Origin of the sequence: Variovorax flavidus (assembly GCF_030317145.1) — a bacterium.
GTDB classification, from domain to species: Bacteria; Pseudomonadota; Gammaproteobacteria; order Burkholderiales; family Burkholderiaceae_C; genus Variovorax; species Variovorax flavidus.
Genome location: NZ_JASZYE010000002.1, coordinates 574,384 through 592,527, shown reverse-complemented (window position 1 = coordinate 592,527; position 18,144 = coordinate 574,384). Strand labels below are relative to the sequence as shown.

14 protein-coding genes are annotated in these 18,144 nt (G+C 65.1%); 11 read left to right on the top strand and 3 right to left on the bottom strand.

Annotated elements, in window-relative coordinates; genetic code table 11:
• From allB to QTH90_RS13430, 7 genes are all read left to right on the top strand, one after another.
• Positions 1-1,461, top strand: a complete 1,461-nt coding sequence (gene allB / locus QTH90_RS13460; protein WP_286665043.1) for an allantoinase AllB — start codon at positions 1-3, stop codon at positions 1,459-1,461.
• Complete coding sequence (gene atzD, locus QTH90_RS13455) at positions 1,458-2,576, top strand: cyanuric acid amidohydrolase (protein WP_286665042.1); 1,119 nt, start codon at positions 1,458-1,460, stop codon at positions 2,574-2,576. The genes allB and atzD overlap by 4 nt, the downstream gene beginning before the upstream one ends.
• An 8-nt stretch (positions 2,577-2,584) precedes the next feature.
• Positions 2,585-3,481, top strand: coding sequence for an ABC transporter ATP-binding protein (locus QTH90_RS13450; RefSeq protein ID WP_286570355.1), 897 nt, complete (start codon positions 2,585-2,587; stop codon positions 3,479-3,481).
• Positions 3,478-4,257, top strand: a complete 780-nt coding sequence (locus tag QTH90_RS13445) for an ABC transporter permease (protein WP_286665041.1) — start codon at positions 3,478-3,480, stop codon at positions 4,255-4,257. The genes QTH90_RS13450 and QTH90_RS13445 overlap by 4 nt, the downstream gene beginning before the upstream one ends.
• A gap of 68 nt (positions 4,258-4,325) precedes the next feature.
• Positions 4,326-5,378: an ABC transporter substrate-binding protein gene (locus tag QTH90_RS13440; RefSeq protein WP_286665040.1), complete on the top strand. Its 1,053-nt coding sequence runs from the start codon at positions 4,326-4,328 to the stop codon at positions 5,376-5,378.
• A complete protein-coding gene (locus tag QTH90_RS13435; protein WP_286665039.1) occupies positions 5,375-6,883 on the top strand; it encodes an amidohydrolase family protein in 1,509 nt (502 codons plus the stop codon). Before QTH90_RS13440 ends, QTH90_RS13435 begins: the two co-directional genes overlap by 4 nt.
• Before the next feature lie 20 nt (positions 6,884-6,903).
• Positions 6,904-7,314: a DUF3830 family protein gene (locus QTH90_RS13430; RefSeq protein ID WP_286570359.1), complete on the top strand. Its 411-nt coding sequence runs from the start codon at positions 6,904-6,906 to the stop codon at positions 7,312-7,314.
• Positions 7,315-7,332: 18 nt separating this feature from the next.
• Here the strand turns inward: QTH90_RS13430 and QTH90_RS13425 are convergent, their stop codons facing one another.
• Complete coding sequence (locus tag QTH90_RS13425; RefSeq protein WP_286665038.1) at positions 7,333-7,629, bottom strand: hypothetical protein; 297 nt, start codon at positions 7,627-7,629, stop codon at positions 7,333-7,335.
• Between the two features lie 474 nt (positions 7,630-8,103).
• Positions 8,104-12,150: a helix-turn-helix domain-containing protein gene (locus tag QTH90_RS13420; RefSeq protein WP_286665037.1), complete on the bottom strand. Its 4,047-nt coding sequence runs from the start codon at positions 12,148-12,150 to the stop codon at positions 8,104-8,106.
• 227 nt (positions 12,151-12,377) lie between these two features.
• On the opposite strand from QTH90_RS13420, the gene QTH90_RS13415 reads away from it, so the two are divergent.
• Positions 12,378-13,487, top strand: a complete 1,110-nt coding sequence (locus QTH90_RS13415) for a zinc ribbon domain-containing protein (protein ID WP_286665415.1) — start codon at positions 12,378-12,380, stop codon at positions 13,485-13,487.
• Positions 13,488-13,505: 18 nt separating this feature from the next.
• Here QTH90_RS13415 and QTH90_RS13410 read toward each other — a convergent pair whose 3' ends face one another.
• Positions 13,506-14,216 (bottom strand): Crp/Fnr family transcriptional regulator, encoded by a 711-nt coding sequence (locus QTH90_RS13410; RefSeq protein ID WP_286665036.1) that lies wholly within the window; start codon positions 14,214-14,216, stop codon positions 13,506-13,508.
• 104 nt (positions 14,217-14,320) lie between these two features.
• Here QTH90_RS13410 and QTH90_RS13405 point away from each other — a divergent pair, with 104 nt between their 5' ends.
• From QTH90_RS13405 to QTH90_RS13395, 3 genes are all read left to right on the top strand, one after another.
• Complete coding sequence (locus QTH90_RS13405) at positions 14,321-15,265, top strand: beta-keto acid cleavage family enzyme (protein ID WP_286665035.1); 945 nt, start codon at positions 14,321-14,323, stop codon at positions 15,263-15,265.
• The gene (locus QTH90_RS13400; RefSeq protein WP_286665034.1) at positions 15,265-16,230 is read left to right on the top strand and encodes a 3-hydroxyacyl-CoA dehydrogenase NAD-binding domain-containing protein; all 966 of its coding nucleotides are present in this window, start codon (positions 15,265-15,267) and stop codon (positions 16,228-16,230) included. Before QTH90_RS13405 ends, QTH90_RS13400 begins: the two co-directional genes overlap by 1 nt.
• Positions 16,231-16,330: 100 nt before the next feature.
• Positions 16,331-18,139, top strand: coding sequence for a feruloyl-CoA synthase (locus QTH90_RS13395; RefSeq protein WP_286665033.1), 1,809 nt, complete (start codon positions 16,331-16,333; stop codon positions 18,137-18,139).
• Positions 18,140-18,144 lie beyond the last annotated feature (5 nt).

Here is an 18,144-nt window from a genome sequence, read left to right as displayed (position 1 = left end):
ATGACCAGAGAAGTCGACCTCGTCATCCGTGGCGCCCGCGTGGTGTCGCCGGACCAGATCATCGAAGCCTCGGTGGCCATCGCCGGCGAGCACATCGTCGCCGTCGGCCACGACGACACGATGCCGCCCGCCCGCGCCGAGATGCGCGCCGACGGCCTCTACCTGCTGCCCGGCGCCATCGACAGCCACGTCCACTTCCGCGATCCCGGCTATCCGAACAAGGAGACCTGGAAGACCGGGTCCGCCGCTGCCGCGATGGGCGGCGTGACCACGGTCTTCGAGATGCCCAACACCAACCCGCCGACCGGCACGGTGGAGGCGCTCCGGATCAAGCTGAAGGCGGCCGAATCGTCGTACTGCGACTTCGGCATCCACGGCCTGCTGGGCGACGAGAGCATCGACCAGCTCGAAGCGCTGCTCGATGCCGGCGTGACGAGCTTCAAGGCTTTCGTCGGCAACACCTTCGGCAACCTGCCCGCGCCGACCGACGGCGCGCTGCTCGAAGGCTTCGAGATCCTCGCGCCGCTGGGCATCCGCACGGTGGTGCATGCGGAGAACTCGTCGATCCTCTTCCGTCGCCAGAAGCACCTGCAGAACGCCGGGCGCATCGACTCGATGGCGCACCTGGCGGCGCGGCCGGCGGTGGCCGAGATCGAGGCCATCAACCGCGTGCTGACGCTCGCCGAGTGGACCGGCGCGCGCGTGCACATCGCGCACCACAGCGCAGCGGATTCGCTCTACCTGCTGCGCGAGTTCAAGCGCCGCGGCGTCGACGTCACGGCAGAGACCTGCCCGCAATACCTGCTGCTCAACACCGACCACATGCTGAAGCTCGGCGGCGTGATGCGCGTGAACCCGCCGATCCGCGAAGCCCGCCACAACCAGCCGTTGTGGGATGCGCTGATGGACGGCACGCTGGACATGATCGCAACCGACCACGCGCCGCACACGCCCGAGGAGAAGACGCGCGAGAGCATCTGGGAATGCGACTGCGGCTTTCCGGGCGTGGAAACGCAGATGCCGCTGATGCTGACCGAGGTGAATCGCGGCCGGGCTTCGCTGATGGACTACGTGCGGTGGAGTTCGGTGGCGCCGGCCCGGGCCTGGGGGCTGTATGGCACCAAGGGCGTGATCGCACCCGGTGCGCATGCCGACATCGCCTTCGTCGACATGACGCGCGCCGGCACGCTGTCGCAGAACAAGCTGCAGAGCATCAGCAAGATCTCGCCGTGGAACGGGCGGGCCGTGCAAGGCTATCCGCTGCACACGCTGCTGCGCGGGCGCTTCGTGATGCGCGACGGCAAGCTCGTCGCCGACGCGGCGGGCTGGGGCCGTTCCGTCAAGGGCATCCAGAAGATGCCGACCCCGAAGCCGCGCAACATGGAGCACTACAGCAGCGCCATCGTCGACGCGCCCGCGGGCATCCCGGCGAACGCCGTGCCGCTGGTGGACGCCCTGTGAGCGCCCCACAGAAAGTCGACGTGTTCCGCGTGCCATGCGACGGGCCGGCCGACCTGTCAGGCGTGCAGGCGCTCGTCGATGCGAAGCGCCTCGACCCCCGGCAGATCGTCGCCGTGATGGGAAAGACCGAAGGCAACGGCTGCGTCAACGACCACACGCGCGATTTCGCGGCCACGGCCTGGTGCCACTTCCTGGCGCCTCACCTCGACTGCACGGCCGCGCAGGTGCATGAGCGCGTGGCGCTCGTGATGTCCGGCGGCACCGAAGGCGTGCTGTCGCCGCACTTCACGGTGTTCGCGCGCGGCCCCGCCCATGCGGCGGATGTGACGGACGAGAAGCGCCTCGTGGTCGGCATCGCGCACACGCGCGACTTCGCCGCGGAGGAACTCGGGCGCATGGCGCAGGTCGAGGCCACCGCGGAGGCGGTGAAGGCCGCGATGCGCGACGCCGGCATCGACGACGCGGCGGACGTGCACTTCGTGCAGGTCAAGTGCCCGTTGCTCACGTCGGCCAAGATCCGCGCGGCGCAGGAGCGCGGCGCGGCCACCGTCACGCGCGACACCTACGAGTCGATGGGCTGGTCGCGCGGTGCCTCCGCGCTGGGCGTCGGCCTTGCACTGGGCGAGTTCGAGGCCGTCGACGACGCGGCGATCCTGCATGACGGCGCGCTGTTCTCGGCGCGGGCCTCGGCCTCGGCCGGCATCGAGCTAGACGGCAACGTCGTCATCGTGCTCGGCGAGGCGGCCGGCAGTGCCTCCCGCTTCCGCATCGCGCACACGGTGATGCAGGACGCGATCGACGGCAACAGCGTGCGCCGCATGCTGCGCGAGCGCTTCGGGCTCGACCCCGAGGGCGATGCGGATGTCATCGCGTCGCGGCTGGTCAACCTGCTGGCCAAGGCCGAGGCGAGCCCCGGCGGACTCGTGCGCGAGGCACGCCACACCATGCTCAACGACTCCGACATCAACTCCACGCGCCACGCGCGTGCGGCGGTCGGCGGCGTGCTGGCTTCGGTGGTCGGGTCCACGGCGCTCTACGTGTCGGGCGGTGCCGAGCACCAGGGGCCGCCCGGCGGCGGGCCAGTCGCAGCCATCTTCGCCATTCCATCCCTCTGAAAGCTGCCATGAGCAATGCCTACATCCAACTCTCCGACGTGATGCTGCGCTACGGCGGCGGCACCATCGCACTGGACCACACGACGCTCGGCATCGACGAGGGCGACTTCGTGGCGCTCGTCGGCCCGAGCGGCTGCGGCAAGTCGACCATCCTGAAACTCGTGGCCGGCCTCCTGCGGCCCAGCGCGGGCGCCGTGATCGCGGGCGGCCGCGAGGTCGGCGCGGCCGGCACGCAGCCCGGTGGCGGCACGCATGCGTCGCAGGCGCCGCGGCTGCGCATCGGCCTCGCGTTCCAGAACCCGACCATGCTGCCGTGGCTCACCATCCGCGACAACGTGATGATCCCGCTCAAGATCGTCGAGCCCTTCCGCCAGCACTTCGGCAAGAAGAAGCATGGCGAGTACAAGGACCGCGTCGAGGCCTTGCTGGCGCAGGTCGGCCTCAAGGGCTTTGGCGACAAGCGGCCCTGGCAACTCTCGGGCGGCATGCTGCAGCGCGCGTCGCTGTGCCGCGCGCTGGTGCACGACCCCGAACTCCTGCTGCTGGACGAGCCCTTCGGCGCGCTCGACCAGTTCACGCGCGAAGAGCTGTGGGACATCATGCAGAAGCTGTGGATGGACCGACGCCCCACGGTGCTGCTGGTGACGCATGACCTGCGCGAGTCCGCCTATCTCGCCAACCGCATCTGCGTGATGAGCTCGCGGCCCGGCCGCATCCTGGAGACGCGCGAGGTCGGCTTCGCCCGGCCGCGCACGCTGGAGAGCAGCTACGCGCCCGAGTTCGCCACGCTGGTGCAGCAACTGCGCATGCGCATCGCCGATGCACGGCGCGACGGCGATGCGACGCCACCCGCTGCGGCCGCGACCACGACGGCGACCGCCACGCTGGAAGAGGTGACGGCATGAACCTCTCCCCTCGAACCCGTCAGCGCCTGCTGTCCGCCGGCGCGCTCATCGGCTTCTTCGTGCTGTGGGAGCTGGTCTGCCTGGCCTTCGGCGTGTCCGACCTGATCCTGCCGCGGCCGAGCCAGATCGCGAGCGTGCTCATCGAGAAGATGTCGCTGCTGTGGCCGCACGCGGTGCAGACGCTCTACACCACCTTCGCCGGCTTCGTGCTCGGCGTGCTGGCGGGCATCGTCATCGGTGTCGTCATCGGCTCGTCGAAGCTTGCCTACGACGTGACCTATCCGCTGCTGGTCGGCTTCTCCAGCATCCCCAAGGTGGCGGTGGTGCCGCTCTTCGTGGTGTGGTTCGGCGCCGGCACGGTTCCGGCGATCCTGACCTCGATGGTGATCAGCATCTTCCCGGTGGTGGTCAACGTCGCGACCGGGCTCGCCAGCACCGAGCCCGAGCTGGAGGACGTGCTGCGCGTGCTCGGCGCGCGCAAGCGCGACATCCTCTGGAACGTCGGCCTGCCGCGCACGCTGCCCTACCTGTTCGCGTCGCTCAAGATCGCGATCACGCTGTCCTTCGTCGGCACCGTGCTGGCCGAGACCGTGGCGTCGAACAAGGGCATCGGCACCGTGATGATGATCGCCAGCGGCAACTTCGACGTGCCGATGGTGTTCGCGGGACTCTTCCTGCTGGCCGCGATGGGCGTGGCGCTCTACGCCGTGTCCTCGCTGGTCGAACAGCGCATGACCGGCTGGGCGCAGCGCAAGACCGACATGGCGATGGCATGAGCACGCCGCGGCCTCTTCGCACTTCATTTCCCTCTTCATTTCCCTCTTCATCCCACCCTGGAGCCACCATGCACCATCGACTCTCGCGCCGGTCCGCGGCCATCGCCTTCGCCGCACTGGCTTCGCTCGCCGCATGGCTGCCGGCCGGCCCGGCCGTTGCGCAGTCCGTCACGCCCATCAAGTTCGTGCTCGACTGGAAGCTGCAGGGCATCCACGCCTGGTACTACCTGGCCGAGGACAAGGGCTACTTCGCGCAGGAGAAGCTGGCCGTCACCATCGACCAGGGCGACGGCTCGGCCGCTGCCGTGACCAAGGTGATGGCCGGTGCCTACCAGGCCGGTTTCGGCGACGTCAACGCGATCATCCAGAACGCCGTCGCCAAGCCAGGCACGGCGCCGGTGATGGTCTACATGATCTACAACCGCGCGCCCTTCGCGCTGATCGTGAAGTCGACCAGCCCGATCAGGACGCTGAAGGACCTCGGAGGCAAGACGCTCGGCACCGTGGCCGGCGGCGCGGCCTCGCGGATGTTCCCGGTGATCGCGGGCAAGGGCGGCGTCGATGCGGGCAAGGTCAAGTGGACCAACGTGGCGCCGAACCTGCAGGAGCAGATGATGCTGAAGGACCACGTCGACGGCTCGGCGGTGTTCTCGGTCACCAGCTACATGAACCTGGTGGCGCAGGGCATCGACCCCGACAAGGACATCCGCTGGTTCCACTACGGCGACCTCGGCGTCGAGCTGTACGGCAATGGCGTGCTGGTGTCGCAGAAGCTCATCAAGGACAACCCGCAGGCCGTCGCGGGGCTGGTGCGTGCCATCCACAAGGGCCTGCGCGATACCATCGCCAACCCCGACGCCGCCATCGCCGCCCTCATGAAGCGCGAGCCGCTGCTGAACAAGGACCTGGAGAAGCGCCGACTCATGTACACGCTGAAGACCGTGATGCTCACACCCGAAGCCGCCGCCATCGGCCTGGGCGACGTGAGCGATGCGCGCTTCGCGCGCTCGCTCATCCAGGTGCAGGAGGCATTCGAGCTGCCCCGCGTGCCGACCGCTGCCGAGGTCTTCGACCGCCGCTTCCTGCCGCCGCTGGCCGAACGCAAGGTGGCGGCCCCATGACGACGCCCGCGGCGGACGCCACCTTTCTCGACTGCGCCTGGCTGCTGGCCGACCCGGGCGAGGAGGCTGCGCGCCGCGATGTGCGTATCGGCCTGGCGGGAGGGCGCGTGGCTTCCATCGAGGCACAGCCGGGCGCGGGCAGCGGCCGTCGCAGGCTGGCACTGCCGGCGCTCGCCAACGCGCACGACCATGCGCGCACATTTCGCAGCGCCACGCTGGGTGCGTTCAACCAGCCGCTGGAAAGCTGGCTGCCCTTTCTGGGCGTGGTGCCGGGCATGGACCCCTACCTCTGCGCCGCGACATCCTTCGCACGCTCGGTGCGCAACGGCGTCGCGCACCTGATGGTTCACTACACCCGCGTGCAGGGCGGCATGCCCTACGTGGACGAGGCGCGCGCCGTGGCACGTGCCGCGCGAGATGTCGGCGTGCGCATCGGCTTCGCCGTGGCGATGCGCGACCGCAACGGCATCGCCTACTGCGACGATGCCGCGGTGTTGACGGCGCTGCGCCCCGGCATCCGCGACGCAGTCGCGAAACGGCTCGGCGTGCAACCGGTCGCGCCCGCGCAGCAACTCGCGCTGGTCGACGAGGTCGCCGCGATGGTGCAGGAAGACGGCTGCAGCGACCACGTCACCGTGCAGTACGGCCCCACGGCCGTGCAGTGGTGCAGCACGCCGCTGCTCGAAGCCATCGCGCGGGCTTCGGCCGACACCGGCCGGCCGGTGCACATGCACTTGCTGGAGACCCAGTACCAGCGCCAATGGGCCGACCGGGTGCATCCGGACGGCATCGTGAAATTCCTCGACAGCATCGGACTGCTCAGCCCGCGCCTCACGCTCGCGCATTGCGCCTGGGCGCGACCGGATGAGCTGGCCCTGATTGCCGAACGCGGCGCGGCCATCGCGGTCAACACGAGTTCGAACCTGGGCCTGAAGTCCGGCATCGCTCCGCTGCCCGAGATGCTCCGGCAAGGCTGCCGCGTAGCCATGGGACTCGACGGCATGGCCTTCGACGAGGACGACGACGCGCTGCGCGAGGCGCGCCTGGCCTACGCGCTGCACCGTGGATGGGGCTTCGACACCACCATGACGCCGGGGCAGCTCTGGGGCTTTGCGTCGCGCCACGGCCCACGCAGCGTGTCGGGCTCCTCCGCGGCGTCGAGCGGCCGCATCGCGCCCGGCGCACCGGCCGACATCGTGCTGCTGGACTGGGACGCGCTCGACGACGACGCCCTCTTCGCCGACACGGACCCGCTCGACCTGCTGCTGGCGCGCGGCAACGGCACGCACATTGCGGACGTGATCGTCGGCGGCCGCACCGTGGTCGAGGCAGGCCGCGTGACCGGCATCGACGAGGCCGCGCTGCGCACCGAATTGCTCGCACGCATGCGCGCCGCCCTGGCCGCCGACGCCGCGCACGGCGGCTGGCGCGCCACCGTGAACGCGCTCGCGCAGGACCTTGCCCCCTTTTATCGCGACGGCCGCATGGGCGGCTGTTGCGGCTGACCCCCAGGAAACACCGAGACATGACCCGCATCAAGATCACCGCCGGCGGCTTCGACTTCGTCGCCGTCACGCATCCCGACGCACCGCTCACCGTGGCGGCGTTCTCCAAGCTGCTGCCCTACCGGCAACGGCTCATCCACGTGCGCTGGAGCGGCGAAGGCTGCTGGGTGCCGCTGGGCGAGTTCCAGCTCGGCGTCGGCTTCGAGAACCACACCAGCCACCCGTCGGTGGGCGACATCCTGTTCTACCCAGGCGGCTACAGCGAGACCGAGATCATCCTGGCCTACGGCGCCTGCAGCTTCGCGAGCAAGATGGGCCAGCTCGCCGGCAACCACTTCCTGACGATCGTGGAAGGGAAGGAGAACCTGCGCGCGCTTGGGAACAAGGTGCTGTGGGAAGGCGCGCAGGACGTGGTGTTCGAGTTGGCGTGAGTCGGCTCGGACCGGAAGCTACCGGTTCAAGAAGGCATCGGTGACGACCAAGGAGGCCTTGAGGCGGCGGTCGTATTCCGCATGGACCATCTTCAACAAGGCTTGCACCTCCTTGGGACTGACCCCGGAGTCGCGGCCGCCCGCCGCTCGCCATGAATCGACAAGGCCACGAAGGCATACGGTGGCCTCGTGCATCTCCTTCAAGGCATTGATATGGCCGACGAGTTCGGCGGCAAGTGAGCCGGAATAGCCGGGGTCGTCTTCAGCGAAGGGAAAGTCCGGGGGGCGCGCGAGCGCGCAAGTAGGGTGTGCCATCAATGGCCTCCAAAGGGTGCGGTTTGCTACAACCGCCGCCCTCGCTGCTAAACGATGGCGGCGACTCGAACGGGTTAGCAGACCGGGCACCCCTTGCGAGAACCGGCAGGGCGTGAGCCCTCCCATCCGAGCCGCCAAAAATGGCGCGGACGAAAAAGCCGCAGGTCCTGCGGAGGTCACTGCGGCTTTCGTCGCAGGGGTGCTTGGTCGGGCTGCTAAACCCGATCACGCCGGGTTGGGCGTGATCGGGAAAGTATAGCTATAGGGGCCAACGGATGCGAGTTGATGATGCTGGTTGGCCCGGCGTTGGCCTCCTGCGCTGGACAGGCGTGCGCGCTCACCGACTCGCGGTTGCACAGTGCGCTTAGAAGACTACCGGCCGCATGATCGGTAGGCGTCCATTCGACCGGAAGGGGAGAACAATGTACTTCCCAAGGAGCCAAGCACCGCACTGCCCGCCAGCATCGAACCTCTCTATGTATCGGAGTCCTCCTCGTCCATGCGGCGCCCTTCAGCGATCTGTCGCTCGATGTCGCGACCCGCATGGTCCCTAAGAGTGACATACAAGTCGTACGCCGCATCCGAGCGGGCAATCCGTGCAAGCCGCTCTTCCGCGAGTTCCTTGAGTCGCACATCGACCTCAAATGGTTGTCCTGGAATCCCGGTGCGAACCCCGCTCACCGAAGAGGCGAAGAGCGCTGAGGAAAGGTCCCGGTGGTCCTTCCGACCGACCGTTCGCGCTGCGCGCAGCGCACGTCCGACGAACGCTTCGTGGTCGAAGATGAATGATGGTCCCGCATCTCTAACGATGACGGTGACGGCCTTGAAATGATCCGCTGTTCCTCCGGCCGTAAGCCAATCTTCTATCGTCGCAACACATGTCGTGTCGTACGGGCTGCAAAGTGACTGAACCAACTCTGCAAAACGATAGCTGAACTGGTAGTCCCCCACACGGCCTAGCGCCCATTCAAGCAGGCCACGCAACAGCCGTGGCCCATCGGGAAGAGCAAGCAAGTTGAGTGCATCATGCTCTCGGAGCACGCTACCTAGCGGCTGCATGTTCCAGTCTTCGTTGGCGATCGAAGCATCGATCCGTGCCTTCGCGAGATCAACCACCGCTTCGGGCACCCGTTGTATTGCCTTCTTGAGGAATCCGTTTACCCAGTGATCATCAAGGCGGGGGACGTTACGAAGTCCGTCGATGAGTTTGCGCAACTGATCGTCCCGAATCTGGGCGAATGGAATCGTTTCCTCGTGCGAGAGCCACATGAAGTAGTCCCGCGCAGAAAGCATCGCCAGTTCGATGTTCGCACTGCTGAGCAGATCAACCGCAAGTGACTTGTCGCGGCGTGCGACCTCCATCGCTATGTTTGTCGTGTGGCGCAGCACGAGGCCATCCTCCGAACTGAAAATGCGTCGCAACGCTGTCAGGTCGGTTTCCGAGTACGTGACCGGATGGCTTGACAACATGTAGCCCTCAGCTATCAGAAGTAGGTGCGTATCGCCGACGCCGAGCATCTTCTCAACGACGCAATTCCCTTCATCGTGGCTCGCCGTTAAGAGCGCTCCGAGTGCGCGCCCTGCATGTGCCGCCATGGGAGACGCGTCGCCAACTAGCCCAGCGTCCACGACATGCCGTGAAAGTTCCAGATTTGACGATAGGACACGACCGATGAAGATCTGCGCTGGTCCAAGGTTGACGTTGCCTGTCGCTTGTCGGATGTCGGAAAGGCGACCATTGAGGAAACTGGTCAGTTCGGCAGGAACCGCGAAGCGACCATTGAGTTCTCGGACGACCGCATCGGTTGCAGTTTCGTGCTGGCTACGACCTGCCCCGGCTTTAATGAGCCGGGTGTTGGTGCCCCAAGCGTCCATCAGGGCGCGAACCGTTCGAGTCTCGATATCGCGATCGAGACGACCGACGATGCGCTTCGCTACTTCTTGTGTGCGATCCGGCCCATATACGGCGTGCCAGTTCACCGATTCAGCGATGCGGACAACAACCGGCGCAGAAACTTTGACTGTGTCTAGGTAATCATCGAGACGACTGAGTGTTGCGGCGAACTCCTCGCCCCAAGCATCGTCGCTGCCTCCGTGGGCGCGGATCGGTCCGCGCAGCGCGTCGCTCAGTGTTTGTGCAGCGAGGAAGGCCCGCCGCTCGTTTGCACCTGTGAGGCTCGCGAAAAGCTCGTCGATGACTTGCTTGCGTACATCCTTGACTCGGTCGCGCTGCACTGCGTACTGAGAGATGGTTATCTGTCGACTCGAATACGCAGAGGTGAAATCTCCCTCGGTCGCGAGTGCGCCACGGAGTACATCAAAGGGTGTGTAGGTGCCAGTCCAACTCTCTGGCTCGTCGAGCTGAGCAAGCGCAAACTCGACCACGCGATGGACAAACTCGATTGGCTTCCGAGGCTCCGGCGTTGCAAGCTCAGTCAGGATTCGAATGGGATGACTTGGATGTGGGTTTGTTGCACGCGGGTCGCTACGACCGACCTCCCAAAGAAGGGCGCAAGCTTCCAGCACGAACGCAAGCGTGAATGCCGCGTTACGCACAATCGTGCAGACATCTTCGTTCCGCCCATGACCTTCTTCGACGAGGCGTCTCGCAAGTTTGAGCGCCTGTCGCGGCTGGTAATACGCGGCGGAAGCGGCGGCTCTCACTTGCGGATGGTCGTAGCCGTCTTCCCATGCGAGTTGCCCCCACAGGCCGTCGAGCAAGCGACTTGAAGATGTGTCCCCCTCGTTACGGCGCCAATCCAACCGTCCAAGATTGATGAGGATGTGCTCTTTGTGCTCGGGTATCGTCGCGGCGAGAACGCGTTCGGCGTAGCCGTTTGATTGGCCGCTGGAGGTGATGCAAGACGTCTCAATGATCGAGTCGGCGAGAAGGTCCGGCGAAAGTCGATATCTGGAGCCGCGTTTGAAGAGGACCCCTGAATCGATGAGCTGTCGTGCCAGTCTCGTGGCGTCTGGCGCGCTGATGCCCTCAATGCTTGAGAGAAGCTCCAGGACATGGCGATCGTCAGGAACTACCGGTTGGACGAGTGCGATGACGCCCAGCATCGCATGGACCTTCTCCTGGTCCCTCCCCACCGCGATGCCTTCTGCGATCATCCTTTCGTAGTGCTTCAAGACCGTCGCACGGAACTCATTGTTCGACCCGAACAACTGAGGGTGCACTCCCTCTTTAGCCACAATCTGAGCGCCAACAACAACCGCGAGAGGGCTGTCGTATGCGAGGTCAGCTATCGCCGAGGCTGCGTGAGTAGGGGCGCCGTGTTTGACTAGCACCTGTGGCGCGAGCTCTATTGCCTCATCCTTTGACGGCTTCTGCAGCGTCACCGACACGGCAAGTGTTTCAGTGATGCCCATCCTGGCCAGGTCGCGTTCGACCACTTCACTCCAGTAAGGGCGGTACGCGAGCAGCAGTCGCGCATGATTCGCACCGTTTGCTGCATAGCGAATTAGCTGGCCAAGGTCGCTTCGATCGTGCGCGTCATCAACAACGATCAACTTTGCGCCAATGCCCAGGTCTTCCAGACTCTTCGCATTGATTTCCTCGGTTGGAGATGTCATGCGAACGGCTGTCTCCGGATGAGCCGCAACGAATGCGTCAAGTGCGGAGCGTAGGACACGCGACTTTCCTTCCCCCGCCCGTCCAACAAGACTTACGGCCACGATGCTCTGGTTAGCCAGTGCGCTTGCAAGCAGTCTCAACTCGACGCCGCGACCGACGAGGTCCCAACGTTGATTGAAGATTCGCCCTTCAGCAAGCTGCGGTGCAAAAAAGTCTGCAACGGAGAGCCATGGGCCTGCGGCGTTTTCGCCGGTAAGGGCGAAGCGCTGAGACGGAAAGAATATGTCGGCGATGCGCACCTGCTCTGCCTTTGGCAAGGTACGAAAGATGCGCGAGATGTCTGTCTGGTCCCATAGGCTCCACCCCCGAGCCTTCTTGATCTCGTTCCGCGCCTCAGGACTTGCAACCCGCGACAGGAGGATGATTTTCTTTTTCGCAGGAGTTGTCTGCGCCTTGATCGCGTCACGAACCTTAGCCGCGCCGAACTGTGCTTCGCGCTTGCATTGATAGGTATGGGACGTGCCGTCCGGAAATGTGGCCTCGATGTCGATGCCATGCTGTTTGTGTCCGGTCTTCCCTGCAAGGTGAACGTCCGCTTGGCCTCGATGGATGGTCGACAGCAAATCCAGCGAAAAGTACTCGAAGCTCTCAGGGCTCAGCCCAGCAAGTGGTAGTGGGCGATCGAACGAGACGGTCGTAACTTCAGGGGCATATCCTGCCGAATTGGACAGGGTGATCGCGTCAACCCTTAGCAAGGCAGCCAACTTCGGAATTTCGGATGCCTTGGGTCGAGAGGTACCAGCCTCCCAGCGACTCACCGTTTGTTGCTTGACTCCCAACAAGTTCGCAATCTCCGCCTGCGTAGCAATACCTGCCGCCTCCCTAAGGCCAAGTAGTTGCTTACTTAACTCGGCGTATCGAGGTTGATTTTTCGTACTCATTTTGTGTGTTTGAATTCGTACTCAGTATATGAGTACGACCGCCTCGAAGCCTGCGCGTCAGACGTCCTCGACGAGGAGCGAGAGAAGCCGAACTGCGGCCCACCTCCGCAATTGGATGGAGAACACGATCGGTCGGGATAGCAATCCACACCGCGCCCTGATCAAAATCAGGGCTATTGCCACCCCTGCGCAATCAAAGCATCGGCTAGTTCACGGAGGCACCCTTGATGAAGTCATGTCCGTACTGCAAGGAAGACGTTCGTGACGACGCAATCAAGTGTCGATACTGCCAGTCCAGTCTGCTGCCAAGCGCAGGCTCTGCGGCTGCCAGTCCCGGTGAAGACCGTAGAGTCACTTACGTCGTTGACACGGACCTTGTTCGTTTCGCGAAGTTCGCCGTCGCCGTTTTGGCGGTATTCCTGGTAGTCGGTGCGTATCTGTACGGATTCAAGCTCGAAGCATCGCTCGATAAGATGCAAAACCTGCAAAAGGATTTCGAAACAACTACAGCTGAACTAAACAAATCGCGAACGGAATTTCAATCGGCCAAGCTTGCCCTCACCAACTTGAAGACTGAAGTAGAGACGATGCTTGGAGATGCCAAGGCCACGCTATTGGAAATCCAGAACCAAAATGTGATTGCCACACGTGAGGTTGCCTACTTTCTTTCAATGAAGAAGAATTTGACTCTATCAGTCACCGAGCAGGCGATAGTTGTGCAGCGAAAGAAGGCTGAACCGGATGAAGGACGGAAGAACAGCAAGTACTGGACGGTTGGTTCGACGCTGCGAATCAAATTCCTGGGCGGGACATCAGCGCAACAAGCTGACGCACGTCTGGCGCTCCTTGAGTGGGGGAAATTTACGAATCTCAAGTTCAACTTTGTGACCACCGGTTCGTCCGAGATTCGTGTTGCGTTTGAACCCACTGCCGGTTCTTGGTCGTACCTCGGGACGGACGCCCTCGCCGTCCCGCAACATGAGAGAACGGCAAACTTTGGATTCCCGACTCGAAGCGCTCTATTGCACGAGTGGGGTCATGCCCTGGGTCTAATCGAGGAACCTCAGAACCCCAAGGCAAACATCAAGTGGGATATGGATCGAATTGTCCGCGAACTATCTGGACCGCCAAATTACTGGAGCAAAGAGACGATTGATATGCAGTTCGCAAAGATGTCACCCGAAAAGCTGGGTGAGTATCGCGATTTTGATCCGTTATCAGTGATGAACATCGAAATGCCACCGACTTGGACGGGCGGTCTGGCTTTGGGGGGCAAGACTCAGCTTTCAGCAAGCGACAAGGAGTTGATCCAGCGTCTCTATCCAAGGGCAAGGTGATTCCAATCGACGTCGCCCCTAAACCCCCTCCCCCACCCCCCGCAACCCCTCCAAATCCACCACCGTAATCCCCCCGTACTCAATCCTCAACAACCCCTTCTCCCTCAACCGATTCAAAGCCGCATTGCACCGCTGCCGCGACAGCCCCGACAAATTCGCGATCTCCTCCTGCGAGGTCTCCAGATGCGTCTGCCCCAGTGGATGCAGCCACGGATGAAAGAGCCCCGCCAGCGCCCGCGCCACCTGGCTGTCGGTGTCCAGCAGCCGTTGCGCCGCGTAGTTGCCCATGAACCAGTGCAGCCGCTCGTTGATCTGCACGAGCAGGAAGTGGTTGAAGCTCATCTGCGTGCGGTGCAGCCACTCGAAGGTGTCGATGGGCAGCACCGCGACGCGGCTGTCGCGCAGCGCGATGATGTCGGCGGTGCGCGGCACGGCGCGCAGCAGCGTGCCCTCGCCGAACCAGCTGCCGACCGAGAGGCCGCCGAAGGTGACGGAGCGGCCGTCGTCTGAGGTCAGCGACCATTTGAGCAAGCCCTCCAGCGTGCCGTACCAGTGCAGCGGGGTTTCTCCGCGGCGGCACAGTGCGGCGCCGGCGGCGACGTGTTGCTCGCGCATCTCGTCCAGCACGCGGGCCTGCGCCTCGGGTTCCAGTTGGGGGAACCAGCCGGACAGCTCCAGCAGCGTGGGGATCGAAAGGGACAGGGGCTTTTTCTGGTTGTCTTGATGCATGGACGGTCCGGCGCCTCGTAAACCCTGATCTCAAATGTCGTCGCGATGACTGCCTCGGCGGGGGCAGCCAAAAATAATAGCGCGCTGTTCACAGGAGAAACCTCATGTCGAAGCGCAAGGTGATCGTGACCATCGCCCCCACGGGCGGGATGGCGCACAAATCGCAGAACCCCCACCTGCCCACGCAACCCGCCGAGATCGCCGAGGACGTGGTGCGCTGCTGGAACGCCGGGGCCAGCGTGGCCGCGATCCACGCGCGCCGGCCCGACGATGGCGCGACGTGCAATGCGGACGTGTACCGAGACATCAACACGCGCATCCGCGCGGCGGGCTGCGACATCGTGATCAACAACTCCACGGGCGGCGGCGTGCACGGCGACATGGTGAAGCCGCTGCCGGGCAACCGCTGGGAGATCGCGTGGGACGAGCGCATCAAGGGCATGGACGCAGGCGCCGAGATGTGCACGCTGGACGCGACGACGCTCAACCTTTCCTTCGAGGGCCGCGACATCCTGATGGACACGCCGCTCAGCAAGGGCCGCGAGCTGGCCGCGGGCATGAAGGCGCGCGGCATCAAGCCCGAGTGGGAGGTGTTCAGCCCCACGCACATCCTGCAGGACACGACGACGCTGATCCATGAAGGGCTGGACGAGGAGCCCTACTTCATCAACCTGGTGATGAACGTGCATCGCAACTTCCAGAACGCGATGCCCTTCTCGCCGCGCCATCTGCAGATGATGGTGGACACGCTGCCCAAGGGCGCGATCTTCTGCGTGAGCGGCATCGGGCCTTCGCAGTTGGAGGCGAACATCAGCGCGTTGCTGCTCGGCGGCCATGCGCGCGTGGGGCTGGAGGACAACCTCTACTACCGCCACGGCGAGCTGGCGACCAACCTGCAGTTGACCGAACGCATCGTGCGGGTGATTCGCGAGATGGACATGGAGCCGGCCACGCCAGCGGAGGCGCGCGAGATGATGGGGCTGCCGCGGCGTGGCTTGCCGCTGCCTGAGTTCGCTCCTGCGGCTGCCGAATCGCGGCGAGGGCTGTGATGGGCGCGGGGGCGGGTCCGGTGGTGAAGCGGGTGGCGGTGGTCGCCACCGGGGTGATCGGTGCGAGCTGGGCGGCGTACTTCCTTGCGCGGGGCCTGGATGTGGATGCGACCGATCCCTCGCCGGGCGCCGAGGCGCGGCTGCGTGCGGCCGTGGCGCAGCATTGGCCGACGATGGAGCGCTTCGGGCTGGCCGAAGGGGCATCGGTGGAGCGGCTGCGTTTTCATGAGCGGCTCGAAGACGCGGTGGCCGGGGCCGACTTCGTGCAGGAGAACGGGCCGGAGCGCATCGACATCAAGATCGACCTGTTCCGGCGCATGGACGCCGCGGCATCACCGCGCACGCTGCTCGCCTCCAGTTCGTCGGGGCTGGCGATCACGGGCGTGCAGTCCGAATGCCGGCATCCGGAGCGCGTGGTGCTGGGGCATCCCTTCAATCCGCCGCATCTGATTCCGCTGGTGGAAGTGGTGGGCGGGGAGCACACGTCGGCCGATGCGATCGAGCGCACGATGGCTTTCTACAGCGCGATCGGCAAGCGGCCGATCCACGTGAAGCGCGAGGTCAAGGGCCACATCGCGAACCGGCTGCAGGCGGCGCTGTGGCGCGAGGCCTTCCATCTGGTGGACCAGGGAGTGGCGTCCGTAGCGGATATCGACACGGCCATCGCGCATGGGCCGGGCTTGCGCTGGGCGGTGATGGGGCCGTTCATGAACCTGCATCTCTCGGGCGGCGCGGGCGGCATCGCGCATCTGCTCGACCACCTGGGCGGGCCGATCGAGGACTGGTGGCACGACCTCGGTGCGCCGGCGATGACGGCCGGGCTCAAGCAGCAGGTGGCTGAGGGTGTGGCGGAGGAACTCGGCACGCGGCGCACAAGTGATCTCGAAGCGACCCGGGACACCCTGCTGTTGAACCTGATTCGCGAAAAAAATAGGCTCGCCCCCAGCCTCGACCACTTCGTGTGACTCGGGCACCCCCGCCGGGGGCAACCCCGGCGGCCCGGCAAAGCCGGTTCCGCGGGGTTCCTGGAGGGGCCATGCCATACCAAACGGAGACGACAAGACCATGACCACTCCCGGCTTCTTCGAAGACGAAAGCCAGCTCGCGCCGCCACGCACGGTGCGGATCGATTTCGACGATGGTTCCTTTGCGTTGCGCTCGCCCATCGCGCTCAAGCCCTATGCGCGTTGCATCGGCGAATGGCTGGAGCGCTGGTCACGTGAAACACCCGACGCGCTGGCACTCGCGGAGCGCGACGACAGCGGCGAAGGCTGGCGCAAGCTCGACTACCGCGCATTGCGTTGTGCCGTAGGTGCGGTGGCGCAGAGCCTGCTGGACATGGGCATCCCGAAGCACCGGCCGGTGGTGATCCTCTCGGACAACGCAATCGACCATGCCGTGCTGATGCTCGCGACGATGCACATCGGCCGCACGGCGTGTTCGCTCTCCAGCGCCTACTCGCGCATGGCGAAGGACCCGACGCGGCTGCACGGCATGCTGCGTGCGCTCGATCCGGCGTTGATCTACGCATCGGACGCCAAGGTGTACGGGCCGTCGCTGGCGGGCTGCGATGTCGATGCGGTGAAGGTGTTCAGCCGCCATGCCGACACGCACCCCGGCGCCCTGCCCTTCGAGCCCTTGATGCAGGCGCAGGAGACGCCGGCCGTGATGCAGGCCTTCGAGGCGATCATTCCCGACGACCATGCCAAGTACCTGCTGACCTCGGGATCGACCGGCAAGCCGAAGGTAGTGATCAACACGCACCGCATGCTGTGCGCCAACCAGCAGATGATGGCGCAGACCTGGCGCTTCCTCGACGAGGAGAAGCCGGTGCTGGTCGACTGGCTGCCCTGGAGCCACACCTTCGGCGCGAACCACAACTTCAACATGGTGCTGTGCCATGGCGGCGCGCTCTACATCGACGAGGGCCGGCCGGCGCCGGGGCTGATCGAGAAGACGGTGCGCAACCTGCGCGAAGTGCGGCCGACGCTGCTGTTCAACGTGCCGCGCGGCTACGACATGCTGCTGCCCTTCCTCGAAGCGGACGACGGACTCGCGGCGGAGGTCATGTCGCGGCTGCGGCTGGCCTTCTATGCGGCTGCGGCGCTGGCGCCTTCGACGTGGCAGCGGCTGGAAGCCGTCGCACGGCGTGCGCGCCCTGCGCGGCCGCTGTGGCTCACGACGTCGTGGGGCGCGACGGAGACCTCGCCGGCCATCACCACTGCGCATTGGCGGCTCGATGGCGCGGGCTGCATCGGTGCGCCCTTGCCGGGGCTGGAGCTGAAGTTCGTGCCCAACGGCGACAAGCTGGAGATGCGGGTCAAGGGGGTGTCGGTGTTCGCCGGCTATCGCAACGCGCCGCGTGAAACATCGGAAGCCTTCGACGACGAGGGCTACTACCGCATCGGCGATGCGGGCTATCTCACGGACACGCAGCGGCCCGAACGCGGCGTGATGTTCCACGGCCGCGTGGCGGAGGACTTCAAGCTCACGAGCGGGACGTGGGTGTCGGTGGGCACGCTGCGCGTCGATCTCGTGTCGCGGCTCGCGCCGCTGGCGCAGGACATCGTGATCACCGGGCACGACCGCGACGAGATCGGGATGCTGGTGTTTCCGAGCCCGCAGGCCGCATCACGGCCGCGCGAGGAATGGCAGGCCGCGCTGCAACGCGTGATGCGGGAGCTGCGCGACGCGGGTGGCGGCTCGTCGCAATGCCCCGTGCGGGCACTGGTGCTTTTCGCGCCGCCGGACATCGACGCAGGCGAGATCACCGACAAGGGCTACATCAACCAGCGGGCCGTGCTGGCGCGGCGCGCGACGGAGGTGGAGCGGCTGCATGGCCCTGCTGATCCGGAGGTTGTGCGCGTCGCTTGAGGGCT